This is a genomic window from Bacillus sp. BR3(2024), from assembly GCF_039134555.1.
GTDB classification, from domain to species: Bacteria; Bacillota; Bacilli; order Bacillales; family Bacillaceae_G; genus Bacillus_A; species Bacillus_A cereus.
The window spans coordinates 354,491-371,513 of record NZ_CP152433.1 but is presented as its reverse complement, the minus strand read 5'-3'; the positions used below and the strand labels follow the sequence as shown (position 1 = coordinate 371,513).

Sequence of the window (17,023 nt, the reverse complement as noted above, 5' to 3'; positions counted from 1 at the left end):
TTTCTCCTATTAAAAAATGGTACTTATTATTATACACCATGTACTGGAGGCTCATTTTTCATCAAATTAATAGGTACGTGAAATTATATTAACGATTTTCTTAATATATCTATCGTAACTTCAAATATATCAACGATTTTCTCAATATATCTATCATAACTTCAAATATATCAACGATTTTCTTAATATATCTATCGTAACTTCAAATATATCAACGATTTTCTCAATATATCTATCATAACTCAAAATATATCAACGTTTTTTCAAATATATCGATTTGCCGACAATTCACGACAAAAAAACAGGAGCTCTCTAGCCCCTGTCTTCTAACACTTTCAATACAGTTTGTTTCAATATTTCTACCCCATCCATAATACAACTATGATCAAACCTCATATACGGATGGTGTAATCCAGGTTGTAGGTCTGCTCCTAGTCCAAGCATGACAGCTTTTAAATGTGGTCTTTTCACTGTATAGTAATGGAAATCATCGCTTCCTGTCGTATAGAGAGGCCCTGTGCATCTCTCTTCCCCATACACTTCGAGAATACCTTTACGCATAAAGCGCTCTGCTTCTTCGGAAACCTCTGCTCCTGGTGCAAGATCCATCCATTCGTATGAAGTTTTTGATCCCATCGATGCAGCTGATTCTATTACATGCTCAATCTTTTTCTTTAATTCTTCTAATAGTATATTACTCTCTGCTCTTACATCTAAACTGAAATGACCATTTCCCGGAATAATATTTAAATTATCACCACCCGCTTGGCATCTCGTCATTTTTACTGAATAAGAACTTTGCGGTGGCAGCCAAATATTTTTCAAACCGATATTAATCATGGAAATGACATCAATTGCATTCACACCTTGATGTGGTCTTGCCCCGTGTGCATCCTCCCCATGAATCATACCCTCTAAAAATCCTGCTGCTCCATGACGAATAGATGGGGCTGCTTGTTTCAAAGATAGTTCTTCAATTGGTCTTAGATGGACGCCAAATAAGAAATCAGCATCATCTACAGCACCTTTCTCCACCATCTTCAAAGCACCATTCCCCTTCTCTTCTGCTGGCTGAAAAATAAATCTAACCGTACCACTTTTCCATCTCATATTTTTCAATTGTAAAATAAGTCCCATTACAATGGTCATATGAGCATCATGGCCACATGAATGGTTCGCTTTAAATTCTCCATTTACTTCTTGCCAAAGTGCATCCATATCAGCACGAATCGCAATAACTGGATTCCCGCCTCCAATCTCAGCAATTACACCTGGACAATCATCAAATGTTCTATATGAAATTCCTTCTTCTTTTAAAAAGTCAGTAATATACGCTGTCGTTTCATATTCTTTCCAACTTACTTCAGGGTTTTCGTGTAAATGCTGAAAAATCTCCGTTAAGCGCTCTTGTAGTTCTAATGTTTTCAACGTTCCAGTCTCCTTCCCACATTACAAACGATTCGGGTTAATTATACTTATGAAAAACAGATGTTTTTATGAACATATTGAATTTTAAGAAAAAAGTCAATTATTTATTTTTAAATACTTAAAAAGCTTACTCTGCACTTATATTACAAACTAAACAAACAACTAGAACATTCCTTATTTTCTGTTTTTTATGTTGACGCTTACATAAACTTTTAGTTATCATAACCTAATAAACGTCTATTTTACGACAATTCTAAAAATACAAACAAACATACGTAACAAGGAGGAACTTTATGAAAAAAGAAATACCTTTTGGAATAGCGATTATCCCTATTATCATTACCGTTGCAGTTATGATGGTTACAATTGTTGTATTAAAACAAACCCCTCACGTTCCACTTATTATTGGTACAACCGTTGCTTCTATTGTCGCTTGGCGTTACGGTTACAAATGGAATGATCTTGAAGAAGCAATGTATAAAGGGATTCGTCTTGCATTACCCGCTATCGTCATTATTATTCTTGTTGGCTTAACAATTGGTGCTTGGATTGGCGGTGGAATCGTCGCAACGATGATTTATTACGGTTTAAAACTTTTAACTCCATCACTATTTTTAGTTTCCATTACCGTCATTTGTTCTATCGTAGCATTAGCAATTGGTAGCTCTTGGTCTACAATGGGCACAATTGGTGTTGCTGGAATGGGAATTGGCCTAAGTATGGGAATTCCAGCTCCAATGGTTGCTGGTGCCATTATTTCAGGCTCTTATTTTGGCGATAAAATGTCACCGCTTTCAGACACAACTAACTTAGCCGCAGGATTAACAAATACAGATTTATTCGCACACATTCGTCATATGTTATTTACTACAGTTCCAGGTTTAATTATTACTCTTATCGTCTACGCGGTCTTAGGAAGAAGCTTCGGCGCTAACAATATCGATGCGAAGAGCATCGATCAAACGTTACAAGTATTGCAACAAAACTTTGTTATCTCACCTTTCCTACTCATTATACCCGTAGTCGTTATGGTATTGGTCGCTAAAAAGGTCCCTGCTATACCAGCGATTCTCGTCGGTATTATTTTAGGATTTTTATCACAAGTCTTTATTCAAGGTGATTCTGTCTCAGCATCTGTCGGTGCACTCCAAGCTGGATTTGTTATAGACACTGGAAACAAGCTAGTAGACGAACTATTTAACCGCGGTGGCTTAGATTCGATGATGAATACAGTCTCGATGACAATTGTCGCTATGACTTTCGGAGGAGTATTAGAACATACAGGTATTCTTCGCTCAATTGTAAATCAAATTTTAAAGTTAGCGACATCAGCAAAAGGGCTTATCGCTTCTACTATCGCATCTTGTTTTGCAACAAACCTTACTTGCTCTGAACAATATATTTCAATTGTTGTCCCTTCAAGAATGTACGCAAATGCATACACGGAAAAAGGACTACATTCAAAAAACTTATCCAGAGCATTAGAAGATGGCGGAACATTAACTTCTGTCTTCGTTCCTTGGAATACGTGCGGTGTATTTATTCTCGCTACACTTGGCGTAGGTGCATTTGAATATGCCCCTTATGCTATTTTAAATTTCATCGTACCTATTATCTCAATCATTTATGGTATAACAGGCTTCACAATTGTAAAACTATCAGACATTGAAAAAGCAGAACTACTAAAGAAACAAAAAGCTCAACTAGAAGCTTAAAAATAGCGGTAAATTCAGTTCATATAGTGCGCGAGGTCGCCCTTGTTGATAGGGCATTTCCTCGCCGCAAATATGAGCATACCCGTAATCAACTAATTTCTTTAACAACCTTTCTGTCGATCTTCGAGTCACTTGTAAATACTCAGAAAGGTCAGCTGCTGTAAACTTCAATGACGGGTGCGATTGACTAAATTGAATGATTTTTGACAAGTTGGCCGGACTAAGCTTCGTTTCCTTCGCTATTTTCATTAGTTCCGGATTATCATTTTTCAAACTTTGTACTCTCTGTTCTTTCGGGAACGGACCAAACAAATCTTTATCACTTGTTAGTATATAAAAACAACGATCTATTGGATTGTTCTTTGCAAAACTTTGAGCAATTTTTGCATTTTGCTCCGCTTCTTTCACGGTTTTCCCATAACCAAATCCAATAGCTATCGTTCCTTCTACGCTCGCAAACAAGTTATCTATCGCATTTGTTTTAATAATTGATTCGATATCACCACGAGTTGTATACAAAATGCATGTCATTTCATCCACTTGTTTAAATGAACCACGTAGCTCTTTTGAAATGACATCTAGTTTTTCAAGCAAACTCGTTCGTAATTCTAAGGAAGAAATAATACAAGCACCAACAGTAGCTGAATAGCTTTTTGCTAACTCAGCTTTTATTTTTGCATCTTTTAGCCCATGTATAACGGATTGTGTTGGATCAATCATACGCTCTGAAGGAACACCTATTTTTTGAAGCTCGTCGTAAACAGCGTGAATACTAGTTAAAGCTAAATGAGCCTCTCCAGATTGATATTTAGCTACATGAAAATCGATAACTCTATTTATCTCATCCTTACTCCACAGCATATTTTCATAATCCAACACTTGCGGACTTTCTTTTATACCGATATCATGGAACACATTTGTAATAAACGAGCGGTCTACTAAATCGATGGAAATGTTATGTGGTTGAATACTTTGATGATACATGATAGAAAGAATTGAAGATGCGACAGTTGTCTCGTCTTGCTGTAAGTATGTACTTGGAATTTGTAATTGTTCTCTTATTTCTTTTGCCATATAATAAGGTAAAGCACCTGAGAAAAAGATGACATCACAAGGCTTTAAACACTTTAATAGTTCAGAAGATTCCGCCGGATGAAGGTAAATATATGGATCAATTTCTATTCCTTCTAATTTTTGAGCAATAGGAAAAAGGTTCTCCATAAACTCCTTTGAACCGACAACTGCAATTTTTATCATCATTTTCTCTAACTCCTTATCATTAATTAACGACTATTTAACGTCAACTATATCAAATGTATAAAACTATTGTAAACAGGAAGGGGTCTCTATTCAATGAAAATTACAGCTATTCATCTTTACGCAATTCGTTTACCGCTTCGCAATCCGTTTGTTATTAGTTATGGCTCTTATTCTGATATGCCCTCTATTATCGTCAAAATGGAAACAGATGAAGGTATTATCGGTTACGGTGAAGGCGTTGCTGATGATCACGTCACAGGTGAATCATGGGAAAGTACTTTCTATACTTTAAAACATACGCTAACCCCTGCTCTAATCGGGCAAAATCCAATGAATATCGAAAAAATACACGACATGATGGACAATACAATTTACGGTGTTCCAACAGCGAAAGCCGCAATTGATATTGCTTGTTTTGATATAATGGGCAAAAAACTAAATCAACCTGTATATCAATTAATTGGCGGGCGCTACCATGAAGAATTCCCTGTCACTCATGTTTTAAGTATTGCCGATCCAGAAAACATGGCTGAAGAAGCTGCTTCTATGATTCAAAAAGGTTACCAATCTTTCAAAATGAAAGTTGGTACAAATGTAAAAGAAGATGTGAAACGTATTGAAGCTGTACGAGAACGTGTAGGAAATGACATCGCTATTCGCGTTGATGTAAACCAAGGCTGGAAAAATAGCGCAAACACATTAACAGCACTACGTTCATTAGGACATTTAAACATTGACTGGATTGAACAACCTGTTATCGCGGACGATATTGATGCCATGGCTCATATTCGTTCTAAAACAGACCTCCCGCTTATGATTGATGAAGGATTAAAAAGTTCTCGTGAAATGCGCCAAATTATTAAATTAGAAGCTGCTGATAAAGTAAATATAAAACTAATGAAATGCGGCGGCATATATCCAGCTGTAAAGCTCGCTCATCAAGCAGAAATGGCAGGCATTGAATGCCAAGTGGGATCAATGGTCGAATCATCTGTTGCCTCTTCCGCAGGATTCCATGTCGCTTTCTCAAAAAAAATCATTACGAGCGTAGAGCTAACAGGGCCATTAAAATTCACAAAAGACATCGGAAACTTACATTACGACGTACCATTCATTCGCTTAAACGAAAAGCCCGGACTCGGCATTGAAATAAACGAAGATACATTACAAGAACTAACCGTCTTTCAAGACGTTGTACGCTAAAGGAGGACTATCATATGACGGTTCTATACGAAGGAACATTAAAACAAAATAACGAATCATTTCACGTTACATTACTATCACTAGAGCACATCGAACAAATTTTATCACTACAAAACATTGTAGTTGAAGCACTAGAAGATAAAAGTCGTTTACAACCACTCTCACAAGAAGAATTTCAATACATTCTAGAAGGAAACGGCATGATGATCGGTGCTTTTATCGAAAACGAACTCATCGCATTTCGCGCTCTACTCGTCCCTCCTATCGACGATGAACATTTAGGGCTTGATATTGGTCTATCAGAAAGTGAACTGCACCGCGTCATCTATCAAGAAATCTCAAACGTTCATCCGAACTGCCGAGGAAATGGTATGCAAAAAATATTAGCAAACGTCATCATGGACGAATTGCAAAAAGAAGATAGCAAATATGATTATGTATGCTGCACCGTTGCTCCTTTTAACATCCCGAGTTTGAAGGATAAGTTTGCGCAAGGGATGGCGATTGCTGCGCTAAAGGAGAAGTATGGTGGTAGTCTGCGGTATGTTTTTGTGAAGAAATTGCGCGGAGATAAAGAAAGCGATTGGACGGATATTCAAAGTATTCTAATGAGTGATGCTAGTGGACAGCAGGCTTTGCTTTCGGAGGGGTATCGTGGGTATGAGATGGAGAAAACAGCAGATACTTTCATTGTGAAGTTTGGGCGATAATCTATATACTCGAAAAGAGGAGATGTCTGCTGTGACCTCTTCTCTTTTCGATTTGTTGAACAATCCTGTGGTAAATGAAATTATATCAACGATTTTTCGAATATATCTATCATAACTTACAATATATCAACGATTTTTAAAATATATCTATCAAAACTCACAATATATCAACGATTCGACAAGAAATATCGATTTACAGACAAAAATCGATATCCCTTCCTAAACCGTCATCTTCCAACTAGATAACGCTAACCAATTCTCCATTTCTTTATAATCAGGCATTATCTTCCCGACAAGACGCCAAAAAGATCGATCATGATTTAAATGAACCATATGACACATTTCATGAACAACCACATAGTCAATTACTCGCTGTGGTGCCATTGCTAGCTTCCAATTGAATGTTAGTTGTAAATTCGAATCGCAAGTACCCCAAGTACGACTACTATCTGTAATACGAATAGAACGTGGTTTTGTTTTGAAATTACTTTGATGCACTTTAATACTCTTCTCTACTAAAGATTTACACTGCTTATAGTAAAATCGTTTTAAAGCTTGTTGTATTTTCTCATCCTTAAGCTCTTTCACATAAATATGTAACTTATCCCCTTCAAAAATCGCATTGTCTTGCTCAATGCTTGCATCTTGGGAAATCTGTATCGGATACGTATTCCCTAAATACAAAAAGCCCTCTCCTTGATCATAATCCTTTTCCTGTGGTCCACGCGCTCGCTCCGCCATTTCCTTACGTGTTGTCTGAATCCAATCCCACTTTTCCTCTAGCAACTGAACTAAGTATTCAACAGGTGTCCCTTTCGGAGCCTGCACTTCCACATTTCCATACGAATCCACAAAAAGACGCACGGACTTTTTCTTCTTATAAGTTATATGAAAATTAATTGTCTCACCTAAATATGTATGTACCATTTCATCACCTGGCATAGTATTTTTACAAATAAAAAAGAGTAGGATACGAACGTCCTACTCTACCTATTATATCATTTACTGCTTTAACGAACTCATTATCCTCTATACTTTACACCTAATCCCTTAATGAAATTCCTTGCGTATCTATCGCCACACTCTTTGTAATTTTTATGGCCTTTCTTTCTTAATAGAGCGCCTAACTCTCCTTTTGTTACCGTAACGCCTACGCTATCTAATATATCAAGTACATCCTCACTCGTTAAAGATAGTGCGATTTTCATTTTCTTTAGAAGAAGGTTATTGGCACTCTCCTTGCTCTGTACAGGTGCAGGCTGCCCTGGTTTCGGATCTTGCTTTCCTCTTTTTAAAGTAATAAATCCATTTAAAAATGCCTCTAACATCATCATATCGCATGTTTTTACGTACTCATCTTCAGCTACCTCATCATTTTCAGCTTCATGCTGAGGAGCTCTCTTTATTTTTGTAAGCATATCAACTACGTCTTCTTTCGTTACTTCCATCCCGCCTAGTTTAAAGATTTCTACCATATCTATATCTTTTATATCTAAAGCGTATCGTACTCTTTTTAATATATCGTTGTTGCTCATTGCCATTGGGTTTCCTCCTGAAATGTTGATTATAGTAATGCTTTTAGCATGTGTAAATTAATGTCGTTAAGTTACTACTTTAACATTTTAGGGGGAGGTTTTGTAGTCTTAACCAAATTTATGATTATAGAGGCTATACTACAATCCAAGCAATAATTTGATTCTATAGAAGGGTTACAGTAACTTTTCGGTTCATTTTTTCTTAGTTCATTAGATCTACATTCTATTTTATATTTGTTAACTATAAAAGCAGTGCATTGATTCCTCAAATACACTGCTCGTCTCTTACATTGTTATATTTCTTCTATACAAACTAGAGTTTATGGGTTTCGATGAATTTTATCCATATAGGAGACTATTGCATATCATAAATTAGCCACTTTCCGTCAACTTTCTTCAAATCAATAGTAATATTGTCAGGATTAGGGCCGTATAAAGGTTTTGGAGAGATATCTATCGTAACTTTTAATTTTGCTCTATCTCCAACTTTTCTTTCTTCTATATTTAATATATCTATTGACGCATTTTTTGGAATTCCAATACGTTTTCCAGCTTCTACATCCCAAGGGAGACTCGGATGTATATACTCACCTGCTTTGTTTAAATCTCTTGATTCAAGAGCTTTAAAAAAGCCTTTTACTGTTTCTTGTGGACTATTATTTTGAATTAGAACGTTAACTAATATAACTATAAACACAATCCCAATTATCCACACGTACCAAGGAGATTTTTTTGCAATTCTTATTAATTTTATGTTTTTATCATTTCTATTTTGGGGCGTAATATCGTTATGGAATTCTCCATTATCAAATAGTTCTTCTGATTCATCCAAATTTATTCTCTCTGTACCACAACTAGTACAGTACTTATTTGTTTTCAATAATTTCTTATTACATGCTGTACAATTCATTATTTTATTTCTCCCTGCCCTATTATTAAAATCAAATCCCCAAAGTTTCACATATTAATTTTCTATTATTTTCAATTTTTTTGATGTAGTAGCATTAAAATTACCTGATGAATCCAATTCTGTATGATAAATGTACGTTTTGACTCTAAAATTTTTATGTGGAAACTTTTTATTTACAGCACTTACCACTAAATTGTTAATTTCATTTCCGATTTTCACAGCTTCTTCTACCGTAGACTTATTATCAACTCGAACTTTTATCGGAAAATCAGCTGTATAATACATATTTGGATTATCATACAGCGTTGCTTGAAATAAAAATGGGGCTAATCCGGTTTGTTCAATAAGTAAATCCTTCGTATCATAAACTTTTATATTTGCAATATTCTTTCCTACTTCCGATCCTGCCTCTGCATCAAAGGGTTCTAATTTCTCGTTAGCAACACTTGTTTCATTTCCTACCGCCTTACCCTTATAATTCATTTCAATAAATTTCACATTACCATCCCGGTCACAATCCAACCAAACAGTACCTTCTTTATTTTTGAAAGCCCCATCCACACTTACAGATATGCTACCGCCCCCAGTTCCTGAAAACTTCTCAATCTGCACACTTTCCGCATCATTTCCTCGAACATCATATTTTGCATACCCTTCCGCCTCAGTGCCTTCTGATTCAATTTTAGTACCTAACATAATATCAAGACCTAATAATTTGAAGGCATCCTTATACTTCAAATCTTTTGGCTCTAATAATTCAATCTTAATATGATTAATAATTTTCCCATCACTTTCAAATGTATATTTAGCATAATTATCTACATATAACCATCTAGTTTCCTCTTTTGTTCTTGGGGATGAAAGCGTTCTCTCTAAATCTTCAAGTCGATAAGTTTTTTTTAGGTACATTGCTATTCCACTTAAATTTGAAGTCGAAATATCATTGCTCTCATTCGTCATAATTTTCTTCTCATCTTGCTTAACATTTTGGCTTACTTCTTTTGTTGGTACTGATTCTGTTGATTTTTGACAACCCGATGTAATTAATCCTGCTGTAAGTAAAGCTATTAATACTTTCTTCATAATTTCCCTCCAATTAAAATAAAAAAATTCTGGTAGCTCCTATAAGAAAAAATCTTCAAATCAGAAGAAAATTCCACAGTACTCTAAAATTATTATCGAATATTTAAAAATAACTATTATTCAAAAGATCTTCATACCAATACTAAATAATTAACTTTATAAATTATGTCGAAAGAAGTCGAAAAACAATATTTTTATAATCGGAAATTTAGATTTAATTTTTCCGCTGTTAAATTAATTAATTTGAACATAAAATAGGACCTCCTTACATGCACTCTGCATGTAAGGAGGTCCTATTTAGATAAAAATCATACATTTTCTTAACTTGATGGCCATGCTCAAATAAAGAGATTTTTTATTTCTGTCTATTATTCAGATTACATTTCATACCTCGATAGAGCCTAATGTACTCTACTCCAGCTCTTGTCATTTTTCTCCTTACGAGTATTCGTTAGTTCATTATATTCTCAAAGACTTCTTTTTTCAGCAAGCAGACTGTATCAACAAAAAAAGTTACATTCACAAAAAAACTCAAAACTAAATAAAATAACTACCCACAAATTAATACAATCCATTTCCCTCTATCTTCAAAGTATTACACCGTCTCACTATCCTGAGCCACACCAACACTATCCTCAAACTTATCCAACAAAGCACGCACCTCATCAGTCGATTTCGTACTCATCAATTGATTTCTCAATTCAGCAGCTCCAGGGAAGCCTTTTACATAAATTTTGAAGAAGCGGTGAAGCCCTGTGATTGAGCGTGGCAGTACTTCTGCATATTGATCTTGAAGATCAAGTTGTAGTCTTAAAAGATCTAGGTGCTCTTTACTGCTATGCTCTCTTGGCTCTTTTTCAAAAGCAAATGGATTTTTGAAGATGCCTCGTCCGATCATTACGCCATCAATGCCGTATTTTTCAGCAAGTTCCAGCCCCATTTTACGATCAAGGATGTCTCCATTGATTGTTATTAACGTATTTGGTGCGATACGGTCACGTAATTTTTTAATTTCCGGAATTAGTTCCCAATGCGCATCTACTTGGCTCATTTCTTCTCTTGTACGTAAGTGAATAGAAAGGTTTGCAATATCTTGTTTGAAAATGTGCGTTAACCAATCTTCCCACTCGCTTAACGCTTTAAAGCCAAGTCGTGTTTTTACGCTGACAGGTAGTCCGCCCGCTTTTGCTGCTTGGATAAGTTCTGCCGCAACGTCTGGACGTAGAATAAGGCCACTACCTTTTCCTCTTGATGCAACGTTCGGTACTGGGCAACCCATGTTAATATCGATGCCTTTAAATCCTAGTTCTGCCATACCAATACTCATTTGACGGAAGTATTCGGGATTGTCTCCCCAAATATGTGCCACCATCGGCTGTTCGTCTTCTGTAAAAATTAAACGGCCACGTACACTTTTCATACCTTCTGGATGACAATAGCTATCCGAGTTTGTAAACTCTGTGAAGAATACGTCCGGACGACCTGCTTCACTTACTACGTGACGGAAAACAACGTCTGTCACATCTTCCATTGGTGCAAGTACGAAAAATGGTCGTGGTAATTCACGCCAAAAATTATCTATCATTTCAAATTCAAATCCTCTCACTATGAATACAATTTCAAAATCTCAATTTATAATTTGTGAAAATCAGCAATATTTATTTTAACTAAAATCGCTTATGAATGGTATTTTTGTAAACCAAAAAGCAGGTGGTATAGATTTCCCCTATATCAACTGCTTTCCTATTATACCAACTTAAGCCAAGCCACACACTCCACATGCGTCGTATGCGGGAACATATCAACAGGTTGTACTTCCTGTGTTTTATATCCGCCTTCTTCTAGTACTTTTAAATCACGTGCTAATGTTGCTGGGTTACACGATACGTATACGACGCGGTTTGGCTTCATGTCGATGATTGTATTTAGTAATGCTTCGTCACAGCCTTTACGCGGTGGGTCTACGACCATTGTGTCGGCGATTACGCCTTCTTTGTACCATTTTGGAATGACTACTTCTGCTTCTCCTACGCCAAATTCAGCGTTTGTCATGTTGTTTAGTGCTGCGTTTCGGTTTGCGTCTTCGATTGCTTCTGGGACGATTTCAACGCCGTACACTTTTTTCGCTTTTTGCGCTAGGAATAACGAGATTGATCCGATTCCGCAATAGGCATCGATTACTGTTTCGTTACCATTTAATTTTGCGTATTCTAACGTTTTATCGTAAAGCACTTTCGTTTGCTCTGGGTTTACTTGATAGAATGAACGTGCTGAAATCGCAAATTTAATGTCACCGATAAAGTCATAAATGTATTCTGATCCGTACAGTACTGTCGTTTTGTCTCCGAAAATTACATTCGTACGCTTCGTATTTACGTTTTGAACAATTGATTTTACTTCTGGGAATTTCGCTGCAATTTCTTCAATAATTGCTTTTTTGTTCGGCAATTCTGCTGTACGCGTAATGAAGACAAGCATAATTTCCCCTGTTACTTGTCCGTAACGAGCCATTACGTGACGAAGTGTTCCTTTGTTACGCTCTTCGTTGTACGCAGTGATACCGTGCTTTTCACAAATACGTTTTACTTCTTGGATTAATGTATCGTTTTCTTCTGCCTGAATTAAGCATGATTCCATATTAATGATGTCATGCGTTCCTTGGCGATAAAAACCAGCTACAAGTCCGCCTTCACGTTCTCCGATTGGTACTTGTGCTTTATTACGGTATACCCACGGATTCTTCATGCCAAGTACAGGATGAACAGGAACATCACCTAGTCCTCCGATACGCTGCATAACGTCACGTACTTGTTTTTCTTTCGCTTGTAATTGTCCTTCATAAGTTAAGTGCTGAAGCTGACAACCGCCGCACTGATTATATACTGGGCATTCAGCATCTTTACGATATGGGCTTTCTGTATGAAGCTTCATTAAACGACCAAATGCAAAGTTTTTCTTCACTTTAATAATTTTAATTTGCGCTTCTTCACCTGGTAATCCGTTTTTAACGAAAATAGGATAGCCCTTTACTTTCGCAACACCGGCACCATCATGTGTTAAATCTTCAAATACTGCATCTATAAACTCGTTTTTCTCAACTGGTGGCGTCATTTTAGTACTCATTTTCCGACCTCTCTTTTTCATAACACTGCGTTACATTTTATCATACTTATATGGTCTTTTTCTATTGGAAGAAAAAAAGCTATTGACGATACTTCTCTGTTAATGTTACGCTACTACTAATTTAATACGGACGATGTTACCTCATATATACTTGATAATATGGATCGAGAGTTTCTACCCGGCAACCTTAAATTGCTGGACTATGGGGAAAACTAATGAATATTAGCCTATGCGCAAAAAAGGACTCATATTGATTAGCTTTCTCTCATAGATGAAAGTGAATCCATATGGGTCTTTTTTTATTTTTATTTTTCTAAAAGGTCAGACATCTTACGTATGACATAAAACCTCATTCCTTTATTTTTAGTAATATAACGAGCGTTTTATGTACAAACTTTATACGAACTTCTGAAAGGGGCAACTACATGCAATATGTAATGAGCATTATCGGTATTATTGCCGTGTTAGGTTTATGTTTTGCTTTGTCAAACAACAAAAGTAAAATCAACTTCCGTGCAATTGCAATTATGATTGGTTTCCAAATTTTAATCGGTTGGTTTATGTTTGCTACAAAGATTGGTCAACAAATCATTATTTTCATTAGTAAAGTTTTCAACAAACTAATTAAACTTGGTACGACAGGTGTCGATTTTCTCTTTAATGGAATTCACAGAGATTTTGTCTTTTTCTTAAACGTATTATTAATTATCGTATTTTTCTCAGCACTACTTTCAATCTTTAGTTATTTAGGTGTTTTACCATTCATCGTTCGCGTTGTCGGCGGTGCTATTTCAAAAATTACTGGTTTACCACGTGTTGAGTCATTCCACGCAGTAAACTCTGTATTCTTCGGTTCAAGTGAAGCGTTAATCGTTATTAAAAACGATTTACAGCATTTCAATAAAAACCGTATGTTTATCATTTGTTGTTCTGCGATGAGCTCCGTTTCTGCTTCTGTTACAGCATCATACGTAATGATGTTAGATGCAAAATACGTACTGGCAGCTCTTCCGCTAAACTTATTCTCAAGCTTAATCGTTTGTTCGTTATTAACACCAGTTGATACGAAGAAAGAAGATGAAGTGATTCAGAAATTTGATAGAACTCTATTCGGAGACAGCTTTATCGGCGCAATGATTAACGGTGCGCTTGATGGTTTAAAAGTAGCTGGTATCGTTGCCGCATTAATGATCGCCTTTATCGGTGTGATGGAAGTTGTAAACTACGTAATTAGTGCAGCTTCAGGCGCAATGGGACATGCTGTTACTTTACAACAAATCTTCGGTTACGTACTTTCTCCATTCGCATTCTTAATGGGTATTCCAACTCAAGATATTATCCCAGCTGGTGGTATTATGGGTACGAAGATTGTTTTAAATGAGTTTGTAGCAATCCTTGATTTAAAAGACACAGCTACAACATTAGCTCCACGTACAGTTGGAATTGTTACAGTATTCTTAATTAGCTTCGCAAGTATTAGCCAAATTGGTGCAATCGTTGGTACAATCCGTGCCCTTTCTGAAAAGCAAGGAAGCGTTGTTTCTAAATTTGGTTGGAAAATGCTATTTGCATCAACACTTGCTTCTATTTTATCTGCGACAATCGCTGGATTGTTTATTTAATAAAAAAACACCTTACTTTAACGAGTAAGGTGTTTTTTTGATGCTTTATGAAACCGAGTGAAATTCAACTGCTTCTTCTGTATTGATAATCCTATCTTTATATATACCTTTTATTGAAATGTAAATGATAGATTTGTTTATGTTTTTTAACTTTCCTAATGAAAAATGATAAAGTAATCCATCGCTTTTTAAAGTCCACATCTTCCCACTCCATGGACCAGTAGCTTTTTGTTCATCCGACGCCTTTATTTCACCTTCATATTCGCATTCTCCCAAAGGAGTTTTAATTGTATTCTTCTCTGTATCAATTCGAATATTTTTAATTAGCTTCAAATTTTCATCAGAGAGAATTTGAATTTCATGATCTTTCTTTTTAAAAAAGAGTTTTCCGTCTTTGGTATTTATATATTCTGCATTATCCATTTTATCTATCATAAAATCATATTCTTCTTTTGTAATACCTAAGTTTTGATGATAAGGAAACGTTTTTTTCGGTATAATTTCTTCTTCGGCATACTTCAAATACCAATCTAAATTATTTGTAATACTATTGCTCATTTTATTTCCGATTTTCTCTAATTTCTCTTTTATCTCATAAGAAAATTCTAGTGTCATAATATCCGCCGTCACTTCCGCATTCATAAGATGCGATGGAATATACTCTTCCACGCTATTCGCTTTACTCACTTCACTTTGGCAACCAACTATAAATAGCGATATGAAAAAGATATATATTATTTTTTTATATTTCATTTCTATTCTCCACTCCATACATTATTCTTACTTAGTTTTATAGCGGTTTTCATTATAGTATAAAATCTTTATATTTTAATAAAATACATATTCTTATGCAAAATTGCATATTAATATGTATTCTTCTTACTTTAAAATTAGCTTAAATCACTTTCCAAATTATACAAATAACAAGTTAAAAATGTTATAATTTTCAAAAAACCATTGGAGGATATTATGAAAGCCCACGCAATTTTCGATTTCTTACATTTACTAGTCTTAACGCTGAAAAGCTATTATGTATGGGGAATGCCTATCTATGTCTTCATTATTCCTCTTATCTTTGTAGTCGGTTATATTATTATTAATTCTAATAAGAAACAAAAAAATACATCTATTCAAAGTCACTAATCTATTACCTTAATAGCCTCCTAAAAATCATATTCCCCTCATTTTCTTCAAATGATATGATGAACAAGGGTATATCCCCACCACTCTTATAGCGGTGGGGATTTTAATGTCAATATGCAACATACTACACAATAGAAGGTGATTTTTATGAGAAAATACGCAGCAATTGCTTTATGTACGTCTGCCATTCTAGCAGGCTGCAATACTAGCAATGTAAGCCAAGAACCTAAAAAAGAGAAAAAGGTTCAAGAAGTAGCTATACAAAAAGAGACTCTACAAGAACAAGGTAAAATTTCTTATACTCCCATCACACACGAATCTACAAACACAAGTATTCATATTACAGACTTAAAAGATTCTTTAAATGAAGTACAATATAAAATTTGGCGCACAGCTGATGGAAAGGAACGTGCTAAATCTTTTTCTTCTAAAGAAAAAGAGAAACAATTCACACTTCCTTTTGATATAAAGGAATTTGAAGGAAAACGCGGTGAGTTCCAAATTGAAGCAATAGGAATGAAAGAAGATGGGAAAACAATCCCGCTTACGAAATCTACTATTACTTTCGAACAAAAGGTTCCTGTTCTTATGTATCACGCAATTGATGATTATCATGGTCAAGGTATTAAAGACTTATTCGTATCACCAGCTAACTTTGAAGCACAAATGAAACATTTAAAGGGCAATGGTTATACGCTGTTAACGTTTGAACGCTGGGGCGATATAAATAAAGTAAATAAGCCGATTTTCGTTACATTTGATGACGGTATGAAAAATAATATGAATGCATTTCGCGTTTTACAAAAGCTAAAAGATGATACTTTTAAACCGGCAGCAACAGAATATATGATTGTTGATAACGTTGATGTAGAAGGAGCATTGTCTACTTCTGAAATAAAAGAAATGGTTAATTCCGGCATTTTCTCGGTGCAATCTCATACTGCAACACATGCAGACTTACCGAAAATTACAAACTATGAGGAAGAGTTAAAAGGTTCAAAAGAAAAGCTAGAAAAAATAACAGGTAAGCCTGTTATCGCGATTGCTTATCCATTCGGTCATGTAGATGATAAGGTTGTTGCAGAAACGAAGAAGTATTATCAATTTGCGACGACGACAAAGCCTGGGCAATTCATTACGAAGGGTGAACCTGATGAATTGTTAAAGATGAAGCGCGTTCGTATACACCATACAACGACTGTAGAGCAGTTTGCTTCCTCAATTAAGTAAATGTAAGAGCTCAATACATTTTGAGCTCTCTTTTTACTTTATATTTATATATATTTTTAGA

Annotated in this window: 15 protein-coding genes and 1 riboswitch; of the genes, 6 read left to right on the top strand and 9 right to left on the bottom strand. The window is 35.5% G+C overall.

Annotated elements, in window-relative coordinates; all coding sequences use genetic code 11:
• Positions 1 to 312: 312 nt before the first annotated feature.
• A complete protein-coding gene (locus tag V7S45_RS01995) occupies positions 313 to 1,428 on the bottom strand; it encodes a M20 peptidase aminoacylase family protein (protein WP_000853516.1) in 1,116 nt (371 codons plus the stop codon).
• Positions 1,429 to 1,721: 293 nt separating this feature from the next.
• On the opposite strand from V7S45_RS01995, the gene nhaC reads away from it, so the two are divergent.
• Entirely contained in the window at positions 1,722 to 3,143 is a 1,422-nt protein-coding gene (gene nhaC / locus V7S45_RS01990) for a Na+/H+ antiporter NhaC (protein ID WP_342761636.1), read from the top strand.
• Here the strand turns inward: nhaC and V7S45_RS01985 are convergent.
• Positions 3,132 to 4,403: a hypothetical protein gene (locus tag V7S45_RS01985; protein ID WP_025687139.1), complete on the bottom strand. Its 1,272-nt coding sequence runs from the start codon at positions 4,401 to 4,403 to the stop codon at positions 3,132 to 3,134. The two genes, nhaC and V7S45_RS01985, sit on opposite strands and share 12 nt — an antisense overlap.
• Positions 4,404 to 4,496: 93 nt before the next feature.
• Between V7S45_RS01985 and V7S45_RS01980 the strand changes: the two genes are divergently transcribed.
• Positions 4,497 to 5,606: a dipeptide epimerase gene (locus V7S45_RS01980; RefSeq protein ID WP_000704497.1), complete on the top strand. Its 1,110-nt coding sequence runs from the start codon at positions 4,497 to 4,499 to the stop codon at positions 5,604 to 5,606.
• Positions 5,607 to 5,620: 14 nt separating this feature from the next.
• Positions 5,621 to 6,316, top strand: coding sequence for a hypothetical protein (locus V7S45_RS01975; protein ID WP_000217554.1), 696 nt, complete (start codon positions 5,621 to 5,623; stop codon positions 6,314 to 6,316).
• Positions 6,317 to 6,535: 219 nt separating this feature from the next.
• Here the strand turns inward: V7S45_RS01975 and V7S45_RS01970 are convergent, their stop codons facing one another.
• The 6 genes from V7S45_RS01970 to rlmD form a co-directional block, all read right to left on the bottom strand.
• Positions 6,536 to 7,243, bottom strand: a complete 708-nt coding sequence (locus V7S45_RS01970; RefSeq protein WP_000233760.1) for a SprT family zinc-dependent metalloprotease — start codon at positions 7,241 to 7,243, stop codon at positions 6,536 to 6,538.
• Positions 7,244 to 7,338: 95 nt separating this feature from the next.
• Positions 7,339 to 7,857 carry a DUF1456 family protein gene (locus V7S45_RS01965; RefSeq protein ID WP_001251702.1) on the bottom strand — a complete coding sequence of 173 codons (519 nt, stop codon included), beginning with the start codon at positions 7,855 to 7,857 and terminating at the stop codon, positions 7,339 to 7,341.
• A 349-nt stretch (positions 7,858 to 8,206) separates the two neighbouring features.
• Positions 8,207 to 8,761, bottom strand: coding sequence for a zinc ribbon domain-containing protein (locus V7S45_RS01960; protein ID WP_000995851.1), 555 nt, complete (start codon positions 8,759 to 8,761; stop codon positions 8,207 to 8,209).
• Between the two features lie 54 nt (positions 8,762 to 8,815).
• Positions 8,816 to 9,844 (bottom strand): hypothetical protein, encoded by a 1,029-nt coding sequence (locus V7S45_RS01955; RefSeq protein WP_000756602.1) that lies wholly within the window; start codon positions 9,842 to 9,844, stop codon positions 8,816 to 8,818.
• A gap of 595 nt (positions 9,845 to 10,439) precedes the next feature.
• Positions 10,440 to 11,429 (bottom strand): tRNA-dihydrouridine synthase, encoded by a 990-nt coding sequence (locus V7S45_RS01950; RefSeq protein ID WP_000566701.1) that lies wholly within the window; start codon positions 11,427 to 11,429, stop codon positions 10,440 to 10,442.
• Between the two features lie 161 nt (positions 11,430 to 11,590).
• Positions 11,591 to 12,967 (bottom strand): 23S rRNA (uracil(1939)-C(5))-methyltransferase RlmD, encoded by a 1,377-nt coding sequence (rlmD, locus tag V7S45_RS01945; RefSeq protein ID WP_342761635.1) that lies wholly within the window; start codon positions 12,965 to 12,967, stop codon positions 11,591 to 11,593.
• Positions 12,968 to 13,088: 121 nt separating this feature from the next.
• Positions 13,089 to 13,190: riboswitch (purine riboswitch) on the top strand.
• A 202-nt stretch (positions 13,191 to 13,392) separates the two neighbouring features.
• On the opposite strand from rlmD, the gene V7S45_RS01940 reads away from it, so the two are divergent.
• Positions 13,393 to 14,589: a nucleoside transporter C-terminal domain-containing protein gene (locus tag V7S45_RS01940; RefSeq protein WP_001200484.1), complete on the top strand. Its 1,197-nt coding sequence runs from the start codon at positions 13,393 to 13,395 to the stop codon at positions 14,587 to 14,589.
• Between the two features lie 45 nt (positions 14,590 to 14,634).
• Here the strand turns inward: V7S45_RS01940 and V7S45_RS01935 are convergent, their stop codons facing one another.
• Positions 14,635 to 15,342, bottom strand: a complete 708-nt coding sequence (locus V7S45_RS01935; protein WP_088346582.1) for a hypothetical protein — start codon at positions 15,340 to 15,342, stop codon at positions 14,635 to 14,637.
• 216 nt (positions 15,343 to 15,558) lie between these two features.
• On the opposite strand from V7S45_RS01935, the gene V7S45_RS01930 reads away from it, so the two are divergent.
• Both V7S45_RS01930 and V7S45_RS01925 read left to right on the top strand, forming a co-directional pair.
• Complete coding sequence (locus tag V7S45_RS01930; protein WP_000643592.1) at positions 15,559 to 15,732, top strand: hypothetical protein; 174 nt, start codon at positions 15,559 to 15,561, stop codon at positions 15,730 to 15,732.
• A gap of 147 nt (positions 15,733 to 15,879) precedes the next feature.
• Positions 15,880 to 16,962 carry a polysaccharide deacetylase family protein gene (locus tag V7S45_RS01925; RefSeq protein WP_001233736.1) on the top strand — a complete coding sequence of 361 codons (1,083 nt, stop codon included), beginning with the start codon at positions 15,880 to 15,882 and terminating at the stop codon, positions 16,960 to 16,962.
• Positions 16,963 to 17,023 lie beyond the last annotated feature (61 nt).